The sequence below is a fragment of the Bacillus sp. UNC322MFChir4.1 genome (assembly GCF_000746135.1).
GTDB lineage: Bacteria > Bacillota > Bacilli > Bacillales > Bacillaceae_G > Bacillus_A.
This window is the reverse complement of record NZ_JQKQ01000036.1, coordinates 22,168-42,152: the sequence shown is the minus strand read 5'-3', so window position 1 is coordinate 42,152 and position 19,985 is coordinate 22,168. Positions and strand designations below refer to the sequence as shown.

Here is a 19,985-nt window from a genome sequence, read left to right as displayed (position 1 = left end):
GTGGAATACGTCAATGCTTAGTTTTTCAAGTGTTTCTACTGCTTCAACAGGCACAGGATATTTTGGAACGATATTGATGATACTACCAATCATCGTATTCTCGTTCAATCATTCGCCTATGATTTCATCATTTGTTATGAAACAGAGAGCTACCTATGGAATAGAAGCTACTGATGCCAAATGTGCTCAAATACAAAAAGCTTGTTATATCATGACATTCGTTGTTGTTATGTTCTTTGTTTGGAGCAGTACCTTGAGTTTGACTCCAGATGATCTTATAATGGCAAAAAAAGAGAACTTGTCAATCCTATCTTATCTTGCTAATGAGCTGAATTCACCTATAATCACGATTGCAGCTCCTATCATTGCTTTTGTGGCCATAACAAAGTCTTTCCTTGGTCATTATATTGGAGCATATGAAGTAATGCGTGACATGATTATCAAGTCCGGTAAAAAACGCGGAAAAGATTTGGGAGAAAAAACAGTTAAGACAATGATCCTTACGTTTGTTGTATTAACATGCTGGTATGTAGCTTATGCAAATCCAAGTATTCTTGGAATCATTGATGCCCTAAGTGGTCCGTTAGTTGCTGCTATCTTATGTCTATTACCAATGTATGCAATCCGTAAAGTACCAGTACTAGCTAAATATAGAGGGAAAGCGAGCAATGTATTTGTTATTATTATAGGTATACTTACTGTTCTAGCAAGTATTAGATCATTATTCTAATTCACTATTTAAACTAAAGAAATCATAGATAAGATGTAACTACTCAGCCACTTTATGAAAAAAAGGCGGAAAAGCATTTTTTTAAATGGGCGTGAGGGACTGGCCGTGCATAGAAGCGGTCAGGGCCTATTTCTGCCACGTGCAACGTTTGAAAACAAAGAAATGCAGCAAGGCGCATTACCATTTTTATCCCGCTATTCGTGGGCAGTAATACTCCCGCCTCAAAATTCAGCGGAAGCAAAGAAGTTAGGCGGGAGATAAACTGCCCGTAAAAGCTCGATTGGTTCAACTAATAATCAGTGGGGGGATGAAGAAAACCCCCACTGATTAAAGTTTCACTTTATCTTCATGGCAGCAATCTATGCGCTGAAAAGTGATAGGTAATAAGTGATGTATGGCTGATTAATTACGATAAAATATATCTGTTTTTGGACAAACTTCTCACCTTGGGGAGTTTGTCCTTTTTGATTATATGCATAACTTCTATTCCAGCAAACGCTTTGGACAGCTGTTTGCAATTGCTGTCCAAAGTGTTTCGATTGTCATTATAGTCATCTCTATATTGTAGGATTATTACGATTTGAAATATATGAACAGGTTCTCAAAGCGACTTAATACCCGTTTTTTCGAAAATGTTCCAGTCTTTTATTCTTATGTTTTCTTCTTTTTGGTGCGTGTTCAGTTGCCATGCATAGGCTAGCTATAATATACATGCAATTAGATATTGCTATTGCTAGTACGGTTAAAGAAAAAGGCATAATAGGTAAGACAGGGAAAACGGCTAAACACATAAGAAGTGAGCGGTTTAGAATAATTGCGAATATGACTAACGTGAGGGACATGAGTAGAAAGGGAAGAAATACTATCATTTCTATATCTAAGTAAAGGTTGCGAATAAACACAATTAAATTGAAAGCGCATCCTAAAATCCCAAATAAATACCCTACAATATGTACAACACTTCTCTTTTTAAAAATTTGTAACATGTTGCCAATACTCCTTATTCCTTTTTCTGTTATTTTATCATATACACATCACGATATTGTGGGTAAATTTGGAAAAGTTTTTTGATTTAACACTGCGTGTGGCAGAAAAAGAACATAGCCAGATCCTCTTGTCTACCCTAAAAAAGTGGGTTTATGTCTTTGTATGCATACAAAAAAGCAAGCCACCCTTAGGCAACTTGCTCGCTTTGTTTCTCTTTTTTCTCATCGCGTTTCATTAATGGATAAAATGCAAATCCGACAACAAATAATCCAATCCCAAGCAGGAATGTTTTCATATCAGCGGATCCTGTTTTAATAACCCATAATGCATAAATAAGTGCAATCGCCGCAATGATTCCATCTATGATGCGAGAGCCTTTTTGATTTTCGTATGTTTCACCTGTCATTACGAGTTTCAGCTGGAAGATTGGTGAAACGAGATATGGAATTAAGTATGCTAGCGTTGAAACGGTAATTACAAATGTATACGCTTCGGCAATTGTGCCTGATAGTGTTGAGAATAGGAACACTTGCGACATAATATTTGTGATACGAAGCGAATAAATTGGGCTTCCTTTTTTATTTGTTTTTGTAAAGAAAGAGGGGAAGAACCCTTCTTTTGCAGCTTGATATGGTACTTCTGAGCTTAATAAGACCCAACCAAGAATAGATCCAAATAAAGAAGTAAGTGCAAGCAATGCCATTAGTTTTCCACCGCCATGACCCATAGCTGCGGCTAAGGCATCTGCTAATGGTCGTTCAGATGCTTGCAGTTTATCGATATGAAGAACGCCCATTGTTAAGATTGTAATTCCTAAGTAAATACCAACTGTTAATAATAAACCAGCAACAGTTGCGTGTTTTACTGTTTTTGGTGAAACAGCACGGTTTGATAATAAGACAGCTGACTCGATGCCGATAAAGGCCCAAAGTGTTGTTAAGGCAGCTAAGTTTACTTGTGATAATAGTCCGTGTGAAATGCCTTCTTTATCAATAATCGGTGTATACCATTGTCCAAATTTAGATGCTTGGAAGGCAAATAACGTGACAACGATGAAGAGAAGGAATCCTGTTACTTTCGTTGTTGTTGCGAGGAAGTTTAGTTTCCCAGCGCCGTTTATGCCGTTCGTTAAAATCATATGCGTCCCCCATAGTAAAAGGGTACAAATAGAGAACGTAATTAGTTTTCCGACTTCAATGTCAAACGCTCCGATTGTAAATAATACACGTGTATCTTTCATAATTGGGAAAAAGAGCGATAAATAACCAGCAAATGATGTAATGATTGCTACGTTACTTGCCCAGTTTGCAACCCAGTAGCCCCATACGATGCTAAAACCCGCCATTTTTTTCGTTTTTTGTGAAGAAAAGAGCGCATAAGCATGACTTTGCGGACCTGTCGTTAAATCAGGGCGACGAATTGCTAAATTACCGAAAACAAGTGCTAGCATTAACACGCCAAACCCTGTTGTTAACCAAGCTAATGTAACCCCAAGAGGGCTAGCCGTTTGTGCTAATGTACTCGGAACCATGAAAATACCTGCTCCGACCATATTTCCAACTACAAATGCAGTGAGTACCCAAAAGCCCCATTTTTTTTGTTGCATAGAAACTACCTCCAAAATTAGTATAACCAAGTCAAGCGAGGAGATATGTATGTGTTTGAAGTTCCAAACAAAACAAAAAAGCGCGTATATGCTCACGCGCTCCTTAATCTTATTAAGAAACCCACGGACATATCTCTCGATAGCTCTCCACAAGCAAAAAGCTTGTGACAGTCCTGCACTTATTCAATGCAGACCCAGCAAGAAAGCGTTGTGGATACTTCTTACTTCGGCAATGATTCCTTTTTGATTTGTTCAGCGATGCCACACATCTCCCAAATCGTACTATTAATCATTGCAACCTCTACCTCACCGAGATACGAATGAGGATTTATATATATAGTTAACATAACCAAGGGTAACAAATGGATTTTTATTCGTCAATGCAAATGATTATAATCGGATGATTGTGAGAATAGAGTATGTTTTAAATAATGAAACAACTTCTGGATTTGCATCATACAATATGTATATAAAAGAAGGGAAAAGTGCAACATCTATCATGTGGAGCACTTTATTTCCTCAAAACTTTGAGGTAGGGATAAGCGGATGGAGAGCTGGTTTAAGAGAAACTGCTTTATATGTGGAAAGGGAATGGATACGTGTGAAAAACCGAATCCAATAGAGGAGTTAAAAAAACAAAATGAAGAACTCGCAGCTTCTTTAGAACAGTGTATGAGGTTACTCTATAATATACAAAAGAATGTAAGTAAAAAAGCAGAAAAGAGTGCATTGCCTCCTCTTTTTTCATTAGGAGATAAGATAGAAATATTTGACGGAGAAAATAGTATAGAAGGTATCTTTATTGAGTGTACAAATGAATGGTTATATTGGATTAACGTAGATTATGACTTAACCATTAGTCATATAAAAAGTGTAAAGCGTATTATAAAAAAAGAGTCTATTCAAAAAGGGTATGTATAACACTTTCTGAATAGGCTTAGTATCTTTTTGTGAGAGGGTTAAATCATTTTATAGGAATTAGGAAACTTTACGAATGCTAATTGTATCTAAACTTGTAACGTTGATATTTGCATTGTTATCAACCCAAACTAAGAAGTTGTTATCTACGCGAATGAAAACACCTCGGCCGTCAATTTCACGTCCTGCTGAGAACACGCGAATTTTGTCGCCTTCTACTAAACCATTTAATGTGATTGCCATAAGGCCGCCTCCCCTCTATTAGAAGTTAATATAATATATGAAAATGATAGAGAGTGTGTGCGATAGGAATGTAGTACAAGCAACCATTTTTATAGAATTACATTCAATACTAGTAACTACTCAGTCATATGAAAAGTGTAAAGTGTATTATAAAAAAAGAGTCTACTCAAAAAGGGTATGTATAACACCTTTTGAATAGACTCAGCGTCTTCTTGTGAAAGAGTTAAATAGTGTCATAGGGAATTAGGAAATTTTACGAATACTAATTGTATCTAAACTTGTAACGTTGATATTTGCATTGTTATCAACCCAAATTAAGAAGTTGTTGTTGTCAACGCGAAGGAAAACACCTTCACCATCAATTTGACGTCCCGCTGAAAACACGCGGATTTTATCGCCTTCTACTAAACCATTCAATGTGATTGCCATAAGACCGCCTCCCCTCTATCAGAAGTTAATATAATATATGAAAGTGATAGAGAATTGGTGTTAGAAAAAGGCTGTGCTAGAAACTATTTTCTACTTCCGCTAATATATCAATTTTTTTAACCTAAAAATGCTGCTATCCGAAACAACCCATGGCCAGCACTCACATTGTCCTTTTGTTTTAAACATCGCCCGTGGCAAAAAAAAGCCCCGACCGCTACTACGCACGGCCAGGAACTCTTGCCCATCTAAAAAGAGGGTTTTTATATCGTTACATCAAATTCAATACAGTTACTTTCTCGCGTGTCATTGATTCCAGGCTTTTACGAATACCTTGTGCGCCCATACCAGAACCTTTTACACCGATAAATGGGAAGTGATCTGGTCCGCGTTCTGTGCGGCCGTTAATTTGAACAGAGCCGGTTTCGATTTTGTTTGCGATGTGAAATGCTTTGTTAATATCTTTTGTAAATACACTTGCTTGTAAACCGAAATCAGATTTGTTTGCGATTTCTATTGCTTGTTCGTCAGAAGACACGCGAATGATTGGGAGAATTGGACCGAATGGTTCTTCCCAAGCGACTTTCATATCTTCTGTTACATGGTCAAGAAGTGTTGGATAGATTAAGTTACGCTCACGTTTGTTGCCGATGACAACAGTTGCACCTTTTTGCACTGCATCGTCTACTAAGCTTTGAACGAAATCAGCCGATTTATCATCGATTAATGGTACGATTGTGCTGTCTTGTTCCGGAGAACCAACAGATAGTTTTGTGATTTCTTCTTTTAATAAGCGAACAAGTTCATCTGCTACATGTTCATGTACAAGGACGCGTTTAATTGCTGTGCATCGTTGGCCGGAGTAAGAGAATGCTCCGCTAATAATATGATTAGCAGCTGCCTGTAAGTCTGCATCCGCGCGTACAATACCAGGGTCTTTTCCGCCAAGTTCAAGGACAAGTGGAATCATTGCAGCCTTTTTCGCTAAATGTCTTCCTGTGTATGTACCGCCTGTGAACGATACCATGTTGATGCCAGGATGCTCTACTAAATAATCACCAATGACAGAACCGCGTCCTGTTACTACGTTAACAAGTCCTTTTGGAAGACCTGCTTTATGCAAGGCTTCAATCATTTTAATACCGCTAATCGCGCCTTGTGTAGCTGGTTTAAAGATAACTGCGTTTCCTGTAATTAGAGCTGGTGCAAGCTTGGCAGCCGCTAAGTTGACAGGATAGTTAAATGGTGCGATTGCTAGAATAACGCCAAGCGGAGCGCGCTGAACAATAGCAAGTTTAGACTTAGCGCCGCCAGGGAAGCTATCGCCCATCATACTTTCACCATGCATGTGCATCGCTTCATCTACTGTGTAACGAATGAAGTCTGCTGTGCGAACAACTTCTTTTTGGGCATCTTTATATCCTTTGCCGACTTCTTTCATGATGATATCGGCAATTTCATCTTGCATATTCACGAGCTCATCAGCCCATTTATATAAATATTGTGCACGATCTTGAAGAGACGCTTCTGCCCAGTCTTTTTGCGCTTCTTTCGCAAATTGAATTGCTTCATCTACTTCCGAGCGAGTAATTGCTTGGACTTGTCCGATTACTTCATGAAGATAAGGAGATGAAATGTCGATTGTTTGCCCCGAAGAGCTTTCCTTCCATTCTCCATTTATATAAAACTTATACGTCTTTCTAGTTGTCATTGCTAAGTCCTCCTAAAAATTAGTGACTTGTAAGAGTGAGTATATGGTGATTGTAGGGGGTTTGAAAAAAGAATTCAAATGAAATGTTTGTGAAACCTATTTTTGGCATGATATTTGCAATCGCTTTCTTTTTTATAAAATGAGGTTCTGTTAAAGGATTATTAACGGGTCACTCGCTTTGCTTTCACATTGTCTTTGGCAGAAAAGGGTAGCATGGCTAGGAGCTCTCGTCCATCTAAAAAAAAGTGGTTTTTCAATTTTATAAAAAAACAATTGACAGAAAAGTCTTTAAAGTTATACAATTAAAAATGGAAAATAAAAGAAGAAGGAGGTGTGCGTGATGATTGTAACTGTATATGTGACTGGCTTAGGTGTTTTACAAAATAAATATCATCACGCAACCTCTACGGACAAATAACGCTTCTTGTTAGCTTGAAAAGAAAGCGTACGTTGCGTGTGCCGTGACGTACGCTTTTATGCGTTTTTCGCATATCGTCAAAGCGACGGTATGCCTTTTTTTGTCTCTTTTTTTAGATTGTTCCTATACATTTGTATAGGAACAATAATTAGCTTCAGAAAGGTAGGAATGACGATGGAAAAGTTTGAGGTGCGTATAGTAAAAACGGAGACGCTAGATAGCGGATAACGAGCTTATGTTCAAACAACAACGAGAAGGGAGAGGTTACATTGTTTTCTGTATTACAAAAATTAACATGGTTTTTTAAAACGCATTGGAAAAGGTATAGCATTGCCATTGTTTGTTTACTTTTTGTTAATGTCATCGAGGTAATCCCGCCAAAGTTAATTGGATTAGCAATTGATGATATAAAAGCTGGGGATTTAACAAACACAGGGATTATGGAGTATGTAGGGATGTTGCTCGCGGCAGCGGCAGCTGGTTATATACTTTCTTATGTGTGGCAATATCAGTTATTTGGCGGTGCATTTGTGCTTGAAAAAACGATGCGTACGAAATTTATGGGACATTTGCTGAAGATGACGCCAACTTTTTATCAGAAAAACCGTACAGGTGACTTAATGGCGAGGGCAACAAATGATTTAAAAGCGATCGCCATGACAGCTGGATTTGGTATTTTAACACTCGTTGATTCGAGTTTATATATGCTGACAATTGTGCTTATGATGGGGATTTCAATTAGTTGGAAGTTAACACTTGCAGCACTATTACCGTTGCCGATTATGGCGTATGCAGTGAGTGCTTATGGAAAGAAGTTACACGATCGCTTTACAGTTGCTCAAGATGCATTTGGAGATATGAATGATAAAGTGCTGGAGTCGATTGCCGGTGTACGTGTGATTCGTGCTTATGTACAGGAAAGAGAAGATGAGAAGCGCTTCAGTACGTTAGCGACAGATGTGTATGAAAAAAATATGAAGGTCGCAAAAATTGATTCACTTTTTCAACCGACAGTGAAAATGCTTGTGGGGATGAGTTATTTAATTGGCCTTGTGTACGGAGCGTTTTTAGTATTTCAAAATGAGGTAACGCTTGGGGAACTTGTATCGTTTAATGTGTACCTTGGCATGATGATTTGGCCAATGTTTGCGATTGGTGAGCTAATTAACGTTATGCAGCGCGGTAATGCTTCGCTTGATCGTGTAAATGAAACATTAGCATATAAGCAAGATGTACAAAACGTAAAGAAACCACTGCGCGTACATCAGCCAGATTGCATTGATTTTGAAGATGTATCGTTTTCTTATCCGACATCTTCTACGCTCAATTTAAAAAACGTATCGTTTTCGCTTAGCAGAGGGGATACGCTTGGGGTTGTTGGGAGAACAGGGAGCGGAAAAACAACGCTCGTTCGGCAGCTTCTGCGCCAATATCCACTAGGAACAGGGGAAATTGCAGTATCAGGTATACCGATGCAAAATGTTCACATCGATCAAGTATTAAGCTGGGTTGGATATGTCCCGCAAGAACACATTTTATTTTCCAAAACAGCGCGGGAAAATATTTTATTTGGGAACCGAGAAGCAAGTGAAGAGGAGTTGCAAAAGGCAATTGAAATTGCTGCGTTTACGAAAGACTTGGAATTTTTGCCGGATGGACTTGAAACGCTTGTTGGAGAAAAAGGTGTATCGCTATCTGGCGGACAAAAACAGCGTATTTCCATTGCACGGGCCGTCATTCAAAATCCAGAAATTTTAATTTTAGACGATTCGTTATCAGCGGTTGATGCAAGAACGGAAGCGGCAATTATTGAAAATATCCGGAACGAACGCAGCGGGAAAACGACGATTATTACGACGCATCGTTTATCTGCAACGCAGCATGCGGATTGGATTCTTGTCATGGATAATGGTGAAGTGATTGAAGAAGGAACACATGACATGCTCATTCAAAAGGGCGGTTGGTATACTGAGCAGTTTGAAAGACAACAAGGGGAGAACGTTGAAGGCGAGGTGAAAATATGAGTGTTGGCAAACGATTATTTCAATATGCGATGAAAGTAAAAGTAACGATTGGAATTGCTTTAGCGATGTTATTTATTTTCGTTATTGCGGAATTGGCTGGACCATTTGTTGCGAAAACGATGATTGATGAACATATTGTTGGCATTGAAAGGCCTTGGTATGAAACAGTAGAAGGAGATGATGCTGTTCTTTATCACAACACTTGGTATAAGCGAAGCGATCGGTTTGAAGCAGGTGAGCAGAAAGGAAAAGAAGTGCGCATTGTTCAAATTGGCCGCGACTATTATTTTATTCCGAATAAAGTTTCAAATGAAGGAACGCGCTCTGTAAAAGGAGACATGGTGACGATTCAGAACGGGAAAGCAGCGCAAGTATATAAAGGGACGAAGCTTACAGGGAAGGAAGTTTTCTCGTTTTATCAACCAGAAATAAAACGACTCCTGTTACTTGGCGGCGGATATTTAGCTCTATTACTCGTTGTATCTCTCTTTTCGTATGGAAAACAATTTTATTTACAAAAAGCCGCGAATAAAATTATTCAAATTATGCGAGAAGACGTGTTTTCTCACATTCAAACATTACCGATTCGCTACTTCGATCATTTACCGGCCGGGAAAATTGTTTCTCGTGTGACAAATGATACGGAGGCGATTCGCGAGCTATATGTAACGGTATTATCGACATTCTTTTCTAGCTTTATTTATATTACCGGTATTTTTGTTGCCTTGTTCTTATTGGATGCAAAGCTTGCGCTTATGTGTTTAATCCTGATTCCGATTTTATGTGCGTTGGCGGTTTTTTACCGGAAATATGCATCTGAATACAATCATAAAATGCGCTCACGCTTGTCGGACATTAATGGAACAGTAAATGAATCCATTCAAGGGATGCCGATCATTCAAGCGTTTCGTCAAGAGCGCAGGGCAAAACAAGAGTTTGAACAATTAAACGAAGAGTATTATATGTACCAAAATAAAATTTTAAGTTTAAATGCAGCAACGTCTCATAATATAGTTGGCGTGCTTCGCAACATTGCATTTACAGGTGTGATTTGGTACTTTGGCGGCGCATCATTAAGTGCAGCAGGTGTAATTTCATTAGGTGTGTTATATGCGTTCGTTGATTATTTAACGCGATTATTTTCACCGATTACAAATATGGTGAATCAGTTAGCGAACTTAGAGCAAGCGCGCGTTGCTGCTGAGCGTGTGTTTGAATTGTTAGATGAAAAGGGAGAAGCAGTGCAGGAAGAGCACATTCCGTCGATGAGAGGAAATGTTCGTTTTGATGACGTTTCGTTTTCTTATAACGGGAAAGATGAAGTGCTGCGAAATATTTCCTTTGAAGCAAAGCAAGGGGAAACAATTGCGTTAGTCGGTCATACTGGATCAGGGAAAAGTTCGATTATGAATGTACTCTTTCAGTTTTATGAATTTCAAAAGGGCAGCATCACAATTGATGGAAACGATATAAAAGAAGTGCCAAAACAAGCGCTTCGCGAACATATGGGAATTGTGCTGCAAGATCCATTTCTATTTACAGGAACAGTTGCTTCTAATGTAAGTTTAGAGCAAGAACGAATTTCGAAGGAAACGGTTGTGAAAGCACTGCGTGACGTTGGTGCAGAGCGTTTTGCGGCTAACATTGAGGAAGAAATAACGGAAAAAGGAAGTACGCTTTCAACCGGTGAAAGGCAGCTCATTTCTTTTGCCCGTGCACTTGCCTTTGATCCAGCCATTTTAATTTTGGATGAAGCAACATCGAGCATTGATACGGAAACAGAGGCAATGATTCAACAGGCGCTCGAAGTCGTGAAAAAAGGGCGAACGACATTTATTATTGCCCACCGTTTATCAACGATTAAAAGTGCGGACCAAATTATCGTACTAGACCGCGGAACGATTCTTGAGAAAGGCTCGCACGAAGAGTTGATGGAAAAGCAAGGGCGTTACTATGAAATGTATAAAACGCAAATTGCCGGTAGTCATAGTGCGTAGTGTTCACGTAATGTTCAGATAATTTTAAAATAATGTTTACAAGTAGGACGTATTCTCCCTTTGTCTATATGATAATTTGAATGAAAGGGGGAATATAAATGGAGGAATTATCAGTTACATTTAATATTGCGTTCTTTTTGTTATTATGCGGAATGATTGGATATTGTGTGTTAGATTCTTGAAGAACTTGCCAGGGGGCAAGTTCTTTTTTGTGGTTCATATAATTGATTTTGAATGAAAAGGATACACTAATTGAAAACATTTTGATTGAAAAATGTTGCAAGATTGAATAGAATAGATTTCATGTTACTCTTTAATTCCTATCAGAATACTTGGAGGATTGTCGTTATGAAAAAATTACTTTCATTCTTCGTACTTGCACTGCTAATTATAGGAGTTGTAGCAGGTTGCGGAAAACAAACAAAAGATAATACAGCGCAAAGCACTAGCAAAGATGCGCTTGAGCAAATTAAGAAGAGCGGAGAGCTTGTTGTTGGAACGGAAGGCACATACCCGCCGTTCACATTCCATGATGGAAGTGGAAAGTTAACTGGATTTGATGTTGAAATTGCAGAAGAAGTAGCAAAGCGTCTTGGTGTGAAAGCGGTATTTAAAGAAACACAATGGGATAGTTTATTTGCTGGACTTGATGCAAAGCGTGTTGATATGATTGCGAACGAAGTCGGAATTCGTGAAGATCGCCAAAAGAAATACGATTTCTCTAATCCATACGTATCATCTTCAGCAGTACTTGTCATTCCGAAAGATAAAGATAAACCAGCGAAATTTACAGATGTAAAAGGGTTAAAGGCAGCACAGTCTTTAACAAGTAACTTCAGCGACATTGCGAAGAAAAACGGTGCAGAAATCGTTGGGGTAGAAGGATTTAACCAAGCGGTTGAATTATTAAACTCCGGCCGCGTTGATTTCACAATTAATGATCGTTTATCCGTGTTAAATTACTTAAAAACAAAACCGGATGCAAAAGTAAAAATTGTTGATACAGAAAAAGAAGCATCAAAAAGCGGTTTTATGTTCCGTAAAGGCAGCGATAAATTGGTTGCTGAAGTAAATAAAGCATTGGATGATATGAAAAAAGACGGCACATACGAAAAAATATCGAAGAAATGGTTTGGTGAAGATGTATCTAAGTAATGCTATATTGGATTTAGATCGATTATCTGTTTGGGTTGATATAACAACAGCATCCTTCATGCCTATGCTGAAGGGTGCTCTATTCAATACGATACCGCTCACGTTGATTTCATTTGTAATTGGTTTAGCGTTAGCAACGTTAACAGCGCTATGCCGCATTTCTGGAAATCGTGTGCTTCAGTGGATTGCGCGTATCTATGTATCTATTATTCGCGGGACACCGCTTCTTGTTCAGTTATTTATTATTTTTTATGGACTGCCGACAATAGGGATTACAATTAATTCCTTCCCAGCAGCGGTGATTGGATTTTCTTTAAATGTCGGAGCGTACGCTTCAGAAATTATTCGCGCTTCGATTTTATCGATTCCGAAAGGGCAATGGGAGGCGGCATATACAATTGGGATGTCGTACCCGCAAGCACTCTGCCGCATTATCCTGCCGCAGGCAACGCGTGTTTCGATTCCGCCTCTTTCCAATACATTTATTAGTTTGATTAAAGATACATCGCTAGCGTCATTAATTTTAGTAACAGAAATGTTTCGGAAAGCGCAGGAAATTGCAGCGTCAAACTATGAATTTTTAATTGTTTATACAGAAGCAGGGCTTATTTACTGGTTTATTTGTTTCTTATTATCGGTTGTACAGCAAATACTTGAAAAACGAACAGAGCGTTATATTTTAAAATAATCCTTGTTAAAAGGAGTTTTTGTTTCTATGATTTCAATTCAACATTTACAAAAAAGTTTCGGTGATAACACCGTTTTGCAGCAAATTGATATGGAAGTAGATAAAGGAGAAGTTGTTGTTATTATTGGACCGTCTGGTTCTGGGAAGACAACATTGCTTCGTTGTTTAAACGTACTAGAAACGCCGAATAGCGGTGTTATTCGTATCGGTGAGGAAACACTTGATTTTTCGAAAAAAGTGACGAAGCAGGGTATCGTGAACTTGCGCAAGCAAACTGGTATGGTATTTCAGCATCATAATTTATTTCCGCATTTTACAGCGCGTGAAAATGTTATGGAAGGTCTTGTAACCGTTCAGAAAGTTTCAAAAGAGAAGGCGAAAGAAAAAGCGGAGTACTTTCTGAGAAAAGTGGGACTCGGCGATAAGATGGATTTATATCCATTTCAGCTTTCAGGCGGACAGCAACAGCGCGTAGGGATCGCCCGCGCACTGGCGATGGAGCCGCAAGTCATTTTATTTGATGAACCGACATCAGCGCTTGACCCTGAACTTGTCCAAGAAGTACTAAAAGTAATGAAAGAACTGGCACAGGAAGGGATGACGATGGTAATCGTTACGCACGAGATGCGCTTTGCCCATCAAATTGCGAACCGGGTTATTTTTATGGATGGCGGTGTCATTGTAGAAAAAGGTACGCCGGAAGACGTGTTAGTACATCCGAAAGAAGAGCGTACGAAGAAATTTTTACAAATGCTGCAGTAGCAAATATAAAAATGCAAATTGAAAAAACACCTTTTTTTAGGTGGGGAGGGCATCTGGCCATGCATAGAAGCGGTCAGGGCCCTTTTTTGCCACGTGCGAAGTTAAAACAAAGAAAGTAGCAGATTCATTTTTTGTTTAGGTTTTCTTTACTCTTGTTCAGTATTATAAGTTAGTAGCGATATAGGAAGCAATTCCATTAAAAGAAGTTAATATAATTAAAAGACCAGAATATGCTATAGTAATAGGTTTTTTGTATCTTTCGTCTGAATTTTTAAATATTAAGTAAGCCCAAGTACTTAAAAATATTATAAAAAAAATATCAATACTTTTAAAAATATTGAGAAGTATTTCGTTATGAAAAAAAACATTTAGTAATTCTAAAGAAAAATAGTTTATATTATCTGTTTTTATTACTATATTAGTAATGCCTTTAATTGAATTTCCAATTAATAAAAAAATATATGCTTTTATACCTGTATAAAAAATCTTTTTAAAATCTGCTTCTGTTGTAATTATTAAAAGTAATAACCAAATAATTGTACTATAAATTATTAAATTAAATATTGGTCCTGTTATACTAGAAAGAGCTCCTATACTTATTCCTATCCATTTTCCTATAACTAAGGCTTTATTATCATTTGTTATGTTGGAAAGGTGACTTTCTAATTCATTAAGGTTTAAAAAGGTAACTGATAGGAATATTAGTGCGTTTATTAAGGATATAAGGAATAAAGTTAACATGGGTTTTTTAGGTATTTCATAAGATAACATAGTAAGTACACTCCTTCTTTCATTTTAAAAGTTTTATTACCTCAAATTCAATTAATGCAGCTATTAATAGACATATAGTATTTGCAAGTATACATATAAGCAAACAATTTATAATTTTAGATATAATATTTTTTTGTCTTTTTTTTAAATTTTTGAAGAACATAGTGTATAAATATAATGAAGGTACGAATGCAAAATAAAAACCTAATAATTCAATTGGTGCATGGAATATTGAATGTTTTATAGAAAAAACAAAACTTTCAGTCAACGAGAAAAATATAAATGCCGCTGTAAAATTGAGTCCATTAAGAAACATTATTATCATAGGTACCAATCCTATTGTAAAAAAACCTGTGAAAAATATTAATAGGGATACTTTTATATTGTTAAGAAAAATGTCTTTAAAAGAATTTACGTCTTGATTTTGGATTATGGTATCTTTTTGAATATTGATCCCCATTGTAGCTATAGCTCCACCTATTCCAAAACACAATAAAAATAAGATGAAGATATTTATAAAAGTTTTTTTATCTTGCGATAATTCTTTCAAACTCTTGATTAATACGTTCCTCATCCCATTTCTCCTTTTGAACTGAATCAATTATACTTTTTATTTTCCCTTTATTAATGAAAATTAATTGGTCACATAATTGAGCGGCAAATGAGAAAATATGTGTAGAAAATACTACTAAATTACCTGATTTTGCATAAGAAGATATAGTTGCTTTCATTATTTTTAAATGATGTGGATCTAATCCAGTAAAGGGTTCATCAAGTAATAGAATTTTTGGTGAATGTAAGGTAGCTATAATATATCCTAATCTTTGTTTCATTCCTCTAGATAGTTCTGAAATAAAAGTATTTTTTTTATCAAGTAATTCTACTTTAATTAATATATTTTCTAGTTCTTTATGCTGTAAATTTAATTTTCGGATTAAGTTTATATATTGAAGCATTTCAAATACAGTTAATTGTTCATAAAAAGATGGATTATCTTCCATATATCCAATAAATTGATTTTTAGATTGGTTATTCTCTTTGAATATTATTTCCCCTTGAGTAGGAGAAATAAGCCCTGTTATAATTTCTAGGAGCGTAGTTTTTCCAGCGCCATTTCTACCGATAAAACCAACAATGTTAGAAGGTTTTAATGTTAAATTTATGTTATCAAGAGCTTTAATGTTAGTTTCGTATTCTTTTGTTACCCCTTTTATTTCTAACATGGTTTTTGAATCACTCCTTAAATAATTTTAAAGATATATAGTTTTTTGTAAGTGACTTTTTACTGAGTAATATTGATAGCTGATATGTGAAAAAGCCAATTCCAATCATTAAAAATGCATAGATTATAGTATAGACAAGGTAATTTTTAGTGAAAAAGATTAAAAAGAAGAAAATAATGTTTATACCTAATTGAATTGTATAAAAAGTAATAAAAGTTATTTTAGATAATGTTGTTGGAATTTCGTATATTTGTTCCCATTGGAAATTAGGGAAAATTACGGTTGAAAGTACAAGCATGTTTGAAGCATTTATATAAAAAAATATAGTTGAAATGAGAATTGTTATTAATTCTCTATTGTTATTAGGTGGAACAATAATAAAAGATAGTATAGTAAGTAATGTACTGAAAAGTAGAGTGAATATCAGAGAAATGGAAATTTTAAAGTTGATTTTCCATTTTAAAAAATTATTTATGTGTTGCATTTTGTGCATAAGGTTTTTATCTAAGTCGTAACTTATATAAGGATGTATTGCTAACATAACTACAATCATTGGCATATAGATCATAAAAACATATAATAAAAATCTATATTGATCGTCCATGTGAAGATTGTGTGTAGCTAAATAAGAGATACTACCAAATATTATTGTAGGAATGGTTAATATTACAATAAGTCCGGATAATTCTATTGGAGGATTTCTAAGTATTAATTTACTTTCTAAGATAAAAAGACTGTTGTTTTTTAACATTTTTCTTTTTTGTTTTTTTGGATGATTAGATAAGAAATATTCATTTAATGGGATTGTACTTTCTTCATTATTGTATCTAAAAAGTATTAGTAGACTTATGATTGTTAAAAAAATATATAGTAGTTCTGTAACAATTATAATGTTATTATGTAATCCATATTTATATAAACGATAAATGCAATATCCCAAAATACCATATCCAATCCATGATAAAAATGATAATCCTAGCATCATGATTTTGATTTTAATATTACTTATTTTAATAAGTAATATTAGTAATGAATATCTAAGAAAAAGACCTAAAAGTATATTTAAAGAACCGAATATTAATGATGTAAATGCTAGATTAAATTTAAGAGTAACCATATAACAAATAAATAAGGTTAGATTAGATATAAATATTAATAAAATGTAGTGATAAAACTTATATAAATCTTTAGAAATTATATAGGATAATCTATTAAATCCTAAAAGTTGTAGTTGTTTTTTATCATCAGCGAAAAATAATCTGTATATTGTTTTGTCTAAATTATGAAAAGTAATAAGCAAGGGGAATATAACAATGTAATGTATTGATTGCTCTTTTGTAAAATAAAATAATCCAATTGATAAAATAATTGGCATAAGGGCATCTATAAATAGAAAAATAAGGATACTAGTGAAGAAATTTTGTTTCTTAATAGTTTTATTTTTTAATTCTAGTAAATGATAGTAACAATAGATGAGTATTTTGTTTGTATTAGGTAACAATTAGACCATCCTTTACTATTTATTCTGCTTTTACATTATTATATTTTAATATAAAAAGAAGGACTTATTAAGTAAATAAACCCTTCTTTTATTGTTAATTACCATTGAATTGCATATCTTGTACCGTATTTACGAACTTGACTAATGAATATAGCGGCAACGGTTCCAAGTCCTGCACTTCCTAAAATAGCTGTAACTGCAGCAACCCATCCAGCAGTTTCTAATGCTACTCTAATAGCATGTATTGACCAAGCTGGAAGACCTGGGAATGTAAGTATTAAATTAGCCAATCCGGAAGAAGCACCTAGTTGTGCAAACATTAACGTCATGAGGGCGATTGTGGCAAGTGCTGTAAGACCTAAAAGTGCATTTATTCTGGTTTTGTTCAAAGTCATTGTCATTTTTTCACCTCCTTTCAATATTTTATAGATGGCTTTATTGTCGGAAATAACAGAAAATTACTCCCAGAGATAGGGTTTTCTTCCATATAATTCTATTTATATATTATATTTACATCTAAAAAAAATAAAGTGTTTGTTTAAAAGAAAAAGTTGAGAAAGTTTTTTTGCAAGTTATTTGTTGGGTATTAGGAATTATTGGATTGATAAAAGTAAAAAAAGACATCTAAAAGGTTATTAATAGATGTCTTTTTTTACTTTTACTTTTTGTTTGTTCTTTTTTTTAAAGTGTTAGTTAATATTAAGGAAATACAACCTATTCCTCCGATGAGAATTAGATAATCAAAAGTGTCTATCTTATTATTAATGAGATTTAGTATGAATTTTATAATACTAAATGTAGCTAATATTAGTAAGATTACTTTAAATAAGGGAGAGATATTATCTACAGGATTTTGAATTTTTTTAGGGTTTTCCATTGAATTTCCACCTTTTTGAATTTTATGAATATTTATAATAATAGTATATACATAAAAAATTTGATATATCAAATGAAAGAATAAAACCATTGATATTACTGTGCTATTTTTTGCCAATCTAATATGCTTGTCTTTCTAACTCTCTATATAAGGAGTTAAAGATTCCTAAAGGAACGGATAGTATTTTCTTTTGTTTTGTTATATTACCTCCTTGAAGAATTATTTTGGCAAGTATAGATATGTCGCTAAGCCGAACAGACAAAAACGGGATGTTGACCTGGTTTGACCTGGACTAGCAGTTATACCCGCCGAACCGCTAGTCCTTCCGTTCAAAATGGTGTTCTTTTGCTATATATATCAAAGCCATGTGGGGTTTTATCCCCGACACGACTAGCCAGCACTTACACCCAAAAACAAGGGAACTAATTGAGGGTTTGTAATAATTAGAATATTCCGCATTTTATTTCTAAAATATAATTAAGTTTACATATTGAGGTGATTATTTTTACGTTTAAAAGAATAAAAGGGGGATTGATGATGAAAACAATAGTTTGTAAAGAATATGGGTCTTCTGACTTAAAGGAAGGGGTATTAGGTTCTGAACAAGCACATGTGTATGAGACTAATAAGATATAGATATTTAAAAAAATTCAAAATTGCTTATGAAATTTTGTTTAATGGAGGAATTAGAAGCAGCTGTCATACAAGATCGTGAGGATCATGGGAAAAGCTTTAAACCTTAAAAAGGAAGGTGTTTCCACAAAAGATAAAATTCGCGAAAGTAAAACAGATCTAGACAGTGGTTTTTTAATGAGAGCTGGAAAACGATTATATAAAGTACGCTGTTCTACAATTGAGCGGAGTTTTGCCGATGCCAAAGAAATCCATAGTTACAATAAAAGTTCCCAACACTCTGGAAAGGTCTCAAGCGATGCTTGAGACCTTTTTGCCATATATATTTATTTGTGAAATCCGCCAAGGCTTTGTTCAGCCATTGCTACTAAACGTTTTGTAATTTCTCCACCTACTGAACCGTTTGCACGAGCTGTTGTATCAGCACCTAATGATACTCCGAATTCAGTTGCAATCTCGTACTTCATTTGGTCTAAAGCACTCTCTGCACCAGGTACTACTAATTGGTTAGAACTTCTGTTTGTCATAGTATATGTCCTCCTAAGTGTGAGTTTTTGGTTGGATTAGCTGGAGTTGAACCAGGATCGCCCCGTTTGGCACTAATCCATCGTTGGAGTGATTGTACTCATAGTATGGATGATACGTAGAAAGATATGCGAGTTATTGATTTGTAAAATTTGTAAATTTAAATAATGCCAAAAATTACACATGTTCTACTTGGATAGAAAAAATGTGCTTTTACATACTATGAATACACCAATACAAGGAGGTGAGATAACATGACTAGAAGCAATAATCTTGTAGTTCCTGGTGCGGAAAGCGCATTAGATCAAATGAAGTATGAAATCGCAACTGAGTTTGGCGTACAACTTGGCGCAGATTCAACATCACGTGCAAACGGATCTGTTGGCGGTGAAATTACAAAACGCCTTGTATCTTATGCAGAGCAACATTTAGGTGGTTTCCAAAAATAAATGTAAATGGCTATAGGGGACGGGAATACCGTCCCTTTTTTGGAGGAATCAAAATGGCGATTTGTCCGCTTTGTAATGCATTAGAATATAAAGAATATACTTGTCCTAATTGTACGAGCTTACTGCAAGATTGCGGAAAAACAGTCGATTATCTAGGTCCATATAGTGCATATCAAGATCAAGAATTGCTAGAGAAAGTCGATGGACTATCTGCACATGATTCGCAGCAATATTGCCTTCATCTGTTATATTGCCTGGTTTGTGAAAGGCAAACCGAAGTCACTGTACAGCTCATATAAAAACCCGTCTCAGCAAAAAGTTGAGACGGGTTTTTCGCGTAT

General features: G+C 35.5%; 21 protein-coding genes, 1 pseudogene and 1 riboswitch. Of the genes and pseudogenes, 11 read left to right on the top strand and 11 right to left on the bottom strand.

The features are described from left to right. Together BR72_RS14325 and BR72_RS26430 are read left to right on the top strand one after the other, a co-directional pair. Positions 1–730, top strand: a pseudogene (locus BR72_RS14325) (septum formation initiator); the annotation flags it as partial. A 105-nt stretch (positions 731–835) separates the two neighbouring features. Next, the gene (locus tag BR72_RS26430) at positions 836–991 is read left to right on the top strand and encodes a hypothetical protein (RefSeq protein WP_156107946.1); all 156 of its coding nucleotides are present in this window, start codon (positions 836–838) and stop codon (positions 989–991) included. A 913-nt stretch (positions 992–1,904) separates the two neighbouring features. On the opposite strand, the gene BR72_RS14315 is transcribed toward BR72_RS26430, so the two are convergent. Further along, entirely contained in the window at positions 1,905–3,323 is a 1,419-nt protein-coding gene (locus BR72_RS14315) for an amino acid permease (protein WP_035433922.1), read from the bottom strand. A 132-nt stretch (positions 3,324–3,455) separates the two neighbouring features. Continuing rightward, a riboswitch (Lysine riboswitch) is annotated at positions 3,456–3,635 on the bottom strand. 279 nt (positions 3,636–3,914) lie between these two features. On the opposite strand from BR72_RS14315, the gene BR72_RS14305 reads away from it, so the two are divergent. Then, positions 3,915–4,244 (top strand): hypothetical protein, encoded by a 330-nt coding sequence (locus tag BR72_RS14305; protein ID WP_035433918.1) that lies wholly within the window; start codon positions 3,915–3,917, stop codon positions 4,242–4,244. Positions 4,245–4,301: 57 nt separating this feature from the next. Here the strand turns inward: BR72_RS14305 and BR72_RS14300 are convergent, their stop codons facing one another. The 3 genes from BR72_RS14300 to BR72_RS14290 form a co-directional block, all read right to left on the bottom strand. Continuing rightward, a complete protein-coding gene (locus tag BR72_RS14300) occupies positions 4,302–4,484 on the bottom strand; it encodes a hypothetical protein (RefSeq protein ID WP_035433916.1) in 183 nt (60 codons plus the stop codon). A gap of 243 nt (positions 4,485–4,727) precedes the next feature. Continuing rightward, positions 4,728–4,913 carry a hypothetical protein gene (locus tag BR72_RS14295; protein WP_035433915.1) on the bottom strand — a complete coding sequence of 62 codons (186 nt, stop codon included), beginning with the start codon at positions 4,911–4,913 and terminating at the stop codon, positions 4,728–4,730. Between the two features lie 268 nt (positions 4,914–5,181). Continuing rightward, positions 5,182–6,621: an NADP-dependent glyceraldehyde-3-phosphate dehydrogenase gene (locus tag BR72_RS14290; protein WP_035433913.1), complete on the bottom strand. Its 1,440-nt coding sequence runs from the start codon at positions 6,619–6,621 to the stop codon at positions 5,182–5,184. Positions 6,622–7,308: 687 nt separating this feature from the next. Here BR72_RS14290 and BR72_RS14285 point away from each other — a divergent pair. The 5 genes from BR72_RS14285 to BR72_RS14265 all read left to right on the top strand — a co-directional run bounded on the left by BR72_RS14285 (position 7,309) and on the right by BR72_RS14265 (position 13,665). Next, positions 7,309–9,063 carry an ABC transporter ATP-binding protein gene (locus tag BR72_RS14285; protein ID WP_035433911.1) on the top strand — a complete coding sequence of 585 codons (1,755 nt, stop codon included), beginning with the start codon at positions 7,309–7,311 and terminating at the stop codon, positions 9,061–9,063. Next, positions 9,060–11,060, top strand: coding sequence for an ABC transporter ATP-binding protein (locus BR72_RS14280; protein ID WP_035433909.1), 2,001 nt, complete (start codon positions 9,060–9,062; stop codon positions 11,058–11,060). Before BR72_RS14285 ends, BR72_RS14280 begins: the two co-directional genes overlap by 4 nt. 348 nt (positions 11,061–11,408) lie before the next feature. Next, positions 11,409–12,215 carry an amino acid ABC transporter substrate-binding protein gene (locus BR72_RS14275; RefSeq protein ID WP_035433907.1) on the top strand — a complete coding sequence of 269 codons (807 nt, stop codon included), beginning with the start codon at positions 11,409–11,411 and terminating at the stop codon, positions 12,213–12,215. Continuing rightward, a complete protein-coding gene (locus BR72_RS14270) occupies positions 12,202–12,903 on the top strand; it encodes an amino acid ABC transporter permease (protein WP_035433905.1) in 702 nt (233 codons plus the stop codon). The genes BR72_RS14275 and BR72_RS14270 overlap by 14 nt, the downstream gene beginning before the upstream one ends. A 27-nt stretch (positions 12,904–12,930) precedes the next feature. Then, positions 12,931–13,665: an amino acid ABC transporter ATP-binding protein gene (locus BR72_RS14265; protein WP_035433903.1), complete on the top strand. Its 735-nt coding sequence runs from the start codon at positions 12,931–12,933 to the stop codon at positions 13,663–13,665. A 162-nt stretch (positions 13,666–13,827) separates the two neighbouring features. Here the strand turns inward: BR72_RS14265 and BR72_RS14260 are convergent, their stop codons facing one another. The 6 genes from BR72_RS14260 to BR72_RS14235 all read right to left on the bottom strand — a co-directional run bounded on the left by BR72_RS14260 (position 13,828) and on the right by BR72_RS14235 (position 18,037). Then, a complete protein-coding gene (locus BR72_RS14260) occupies positions 13,828–14,436 on the bottom strand; it encodes a hypothetical protein (protein ID WP_035433901.1) in 609 nt (202 codons plus the stop codon). Between the two features lie 19 nt (positions 14,437–14,455). Further along, positions 14,456–15,010, bottom strand: coding sequence for a stage II sporulation protein M (locus BR72_RS14255; protein ID WP_035433899.1), 555 nt, complete (start codon positions 15,008–15,010; stop codon positions 14,456–14,458). After that, positions 14,964–15,659, bottom strand: a complete 696-nt coding sequence (locus BR72_RS14250) for an ABC transporter ATP-binding protein (protein WP_035433897.1) — start codon at positions 15,657–15,659, stop codon at positions 14,964–14,966. The genes BR72_RS14255 and BR72_RS14250 overlap by 47 nt, the downstream gene beginning before the upstream one ends. A gap of 10 nt (positions 15,660–15,669) precedes the next feature. After that, positions 15,670–17,160, bottom strand: coding sequence for a hypothetical protein (locus BR72_RS14245; protein WP_035433895.1), 1,491 nt, complete (start codon positions 17,158–17,160; stop codon positions 15,670–15,672). Between the two features lie 98 nt (positions 17,161–17,258). Next, a complete protein-coding gene (locus BR72_RS14240) occupies positions 17,259–17,561 on the bottom strand; it encodes a hypothetical protein (RefSeq protein ID WP_051957323.1) in 303 nt (100 codons plus the stop codon). Positions 17,562–17,818: 257 nt separating this feature from the next. Further along, complete coding sequence (locus BR72_RS14235) at positions 17,819–18,037, bottom strand: hypothetical protein (protein ID WP_035433893.1); 219 nt, start codon at positions 18,035–18,037, stop codon at positions 17,819–17,821. 720 nt (positions 18,038–18,757) lie between these two features. Here BR72_RS14235 and BR72_RS14230 point away from each other — a divergent pair. Next, positions 18,758–18,976, top strand: a complete 219-nt coding sequence (locus BR72_RS14230) for a hypothetical protein (protein ID WP_035433891.1) — start codon at positions 18,758–18,760, stop codon at positions 18,974–18,976. Between the two features lie 20 nt (positions 18,977–18,996). Here the strand turns inward: BR72_RS14230 and BR72_RS14225 are convergent, their stop codons facing one another. After that, positions 18,997–19,197, bottom strand: a complete 201-nt coding sequence (locus BR72_RS14225) for an alpha/beta-type small acid-soluble spore protein (protein ID WP_035433889.1) — start codon at positions 19,195–19,197, stop codon at positions 18,997–18,999. Positions 19,198–19,449: 252 nt separating this feature from the next. Here BR72_RS14225 and BR72_RS14220 point away from each other — a divergent pair, with 252 nt between their 5' ends. Together BR72_RS14220 and BR72_RS14215 are read left to right on the top strand one after the other, a co-directional pair. After that, a complete protein-coding gene (locus BR72_RS14220; protein WP_035433887.1) occupies positions 19,450–19,644 on the top strand; it encodes an alpha/beta-type small acid-soluble spore protein in 195 nt (64 codons plus the stop codon). 53 nt (positions 19,645–19,697) lie between these two features. Further along, positions 19,698–19,943, top strand: coding sequence for a hypothetical protein (locus BR72_RS14215; RefSeq protein WP_035433885.1), 246 nt, complete (start codon positions 19,698–19,700; stop codon positions 19,941–19,943). Positions 19,944–19,985 lie beyond the last annotated feature (42 nt).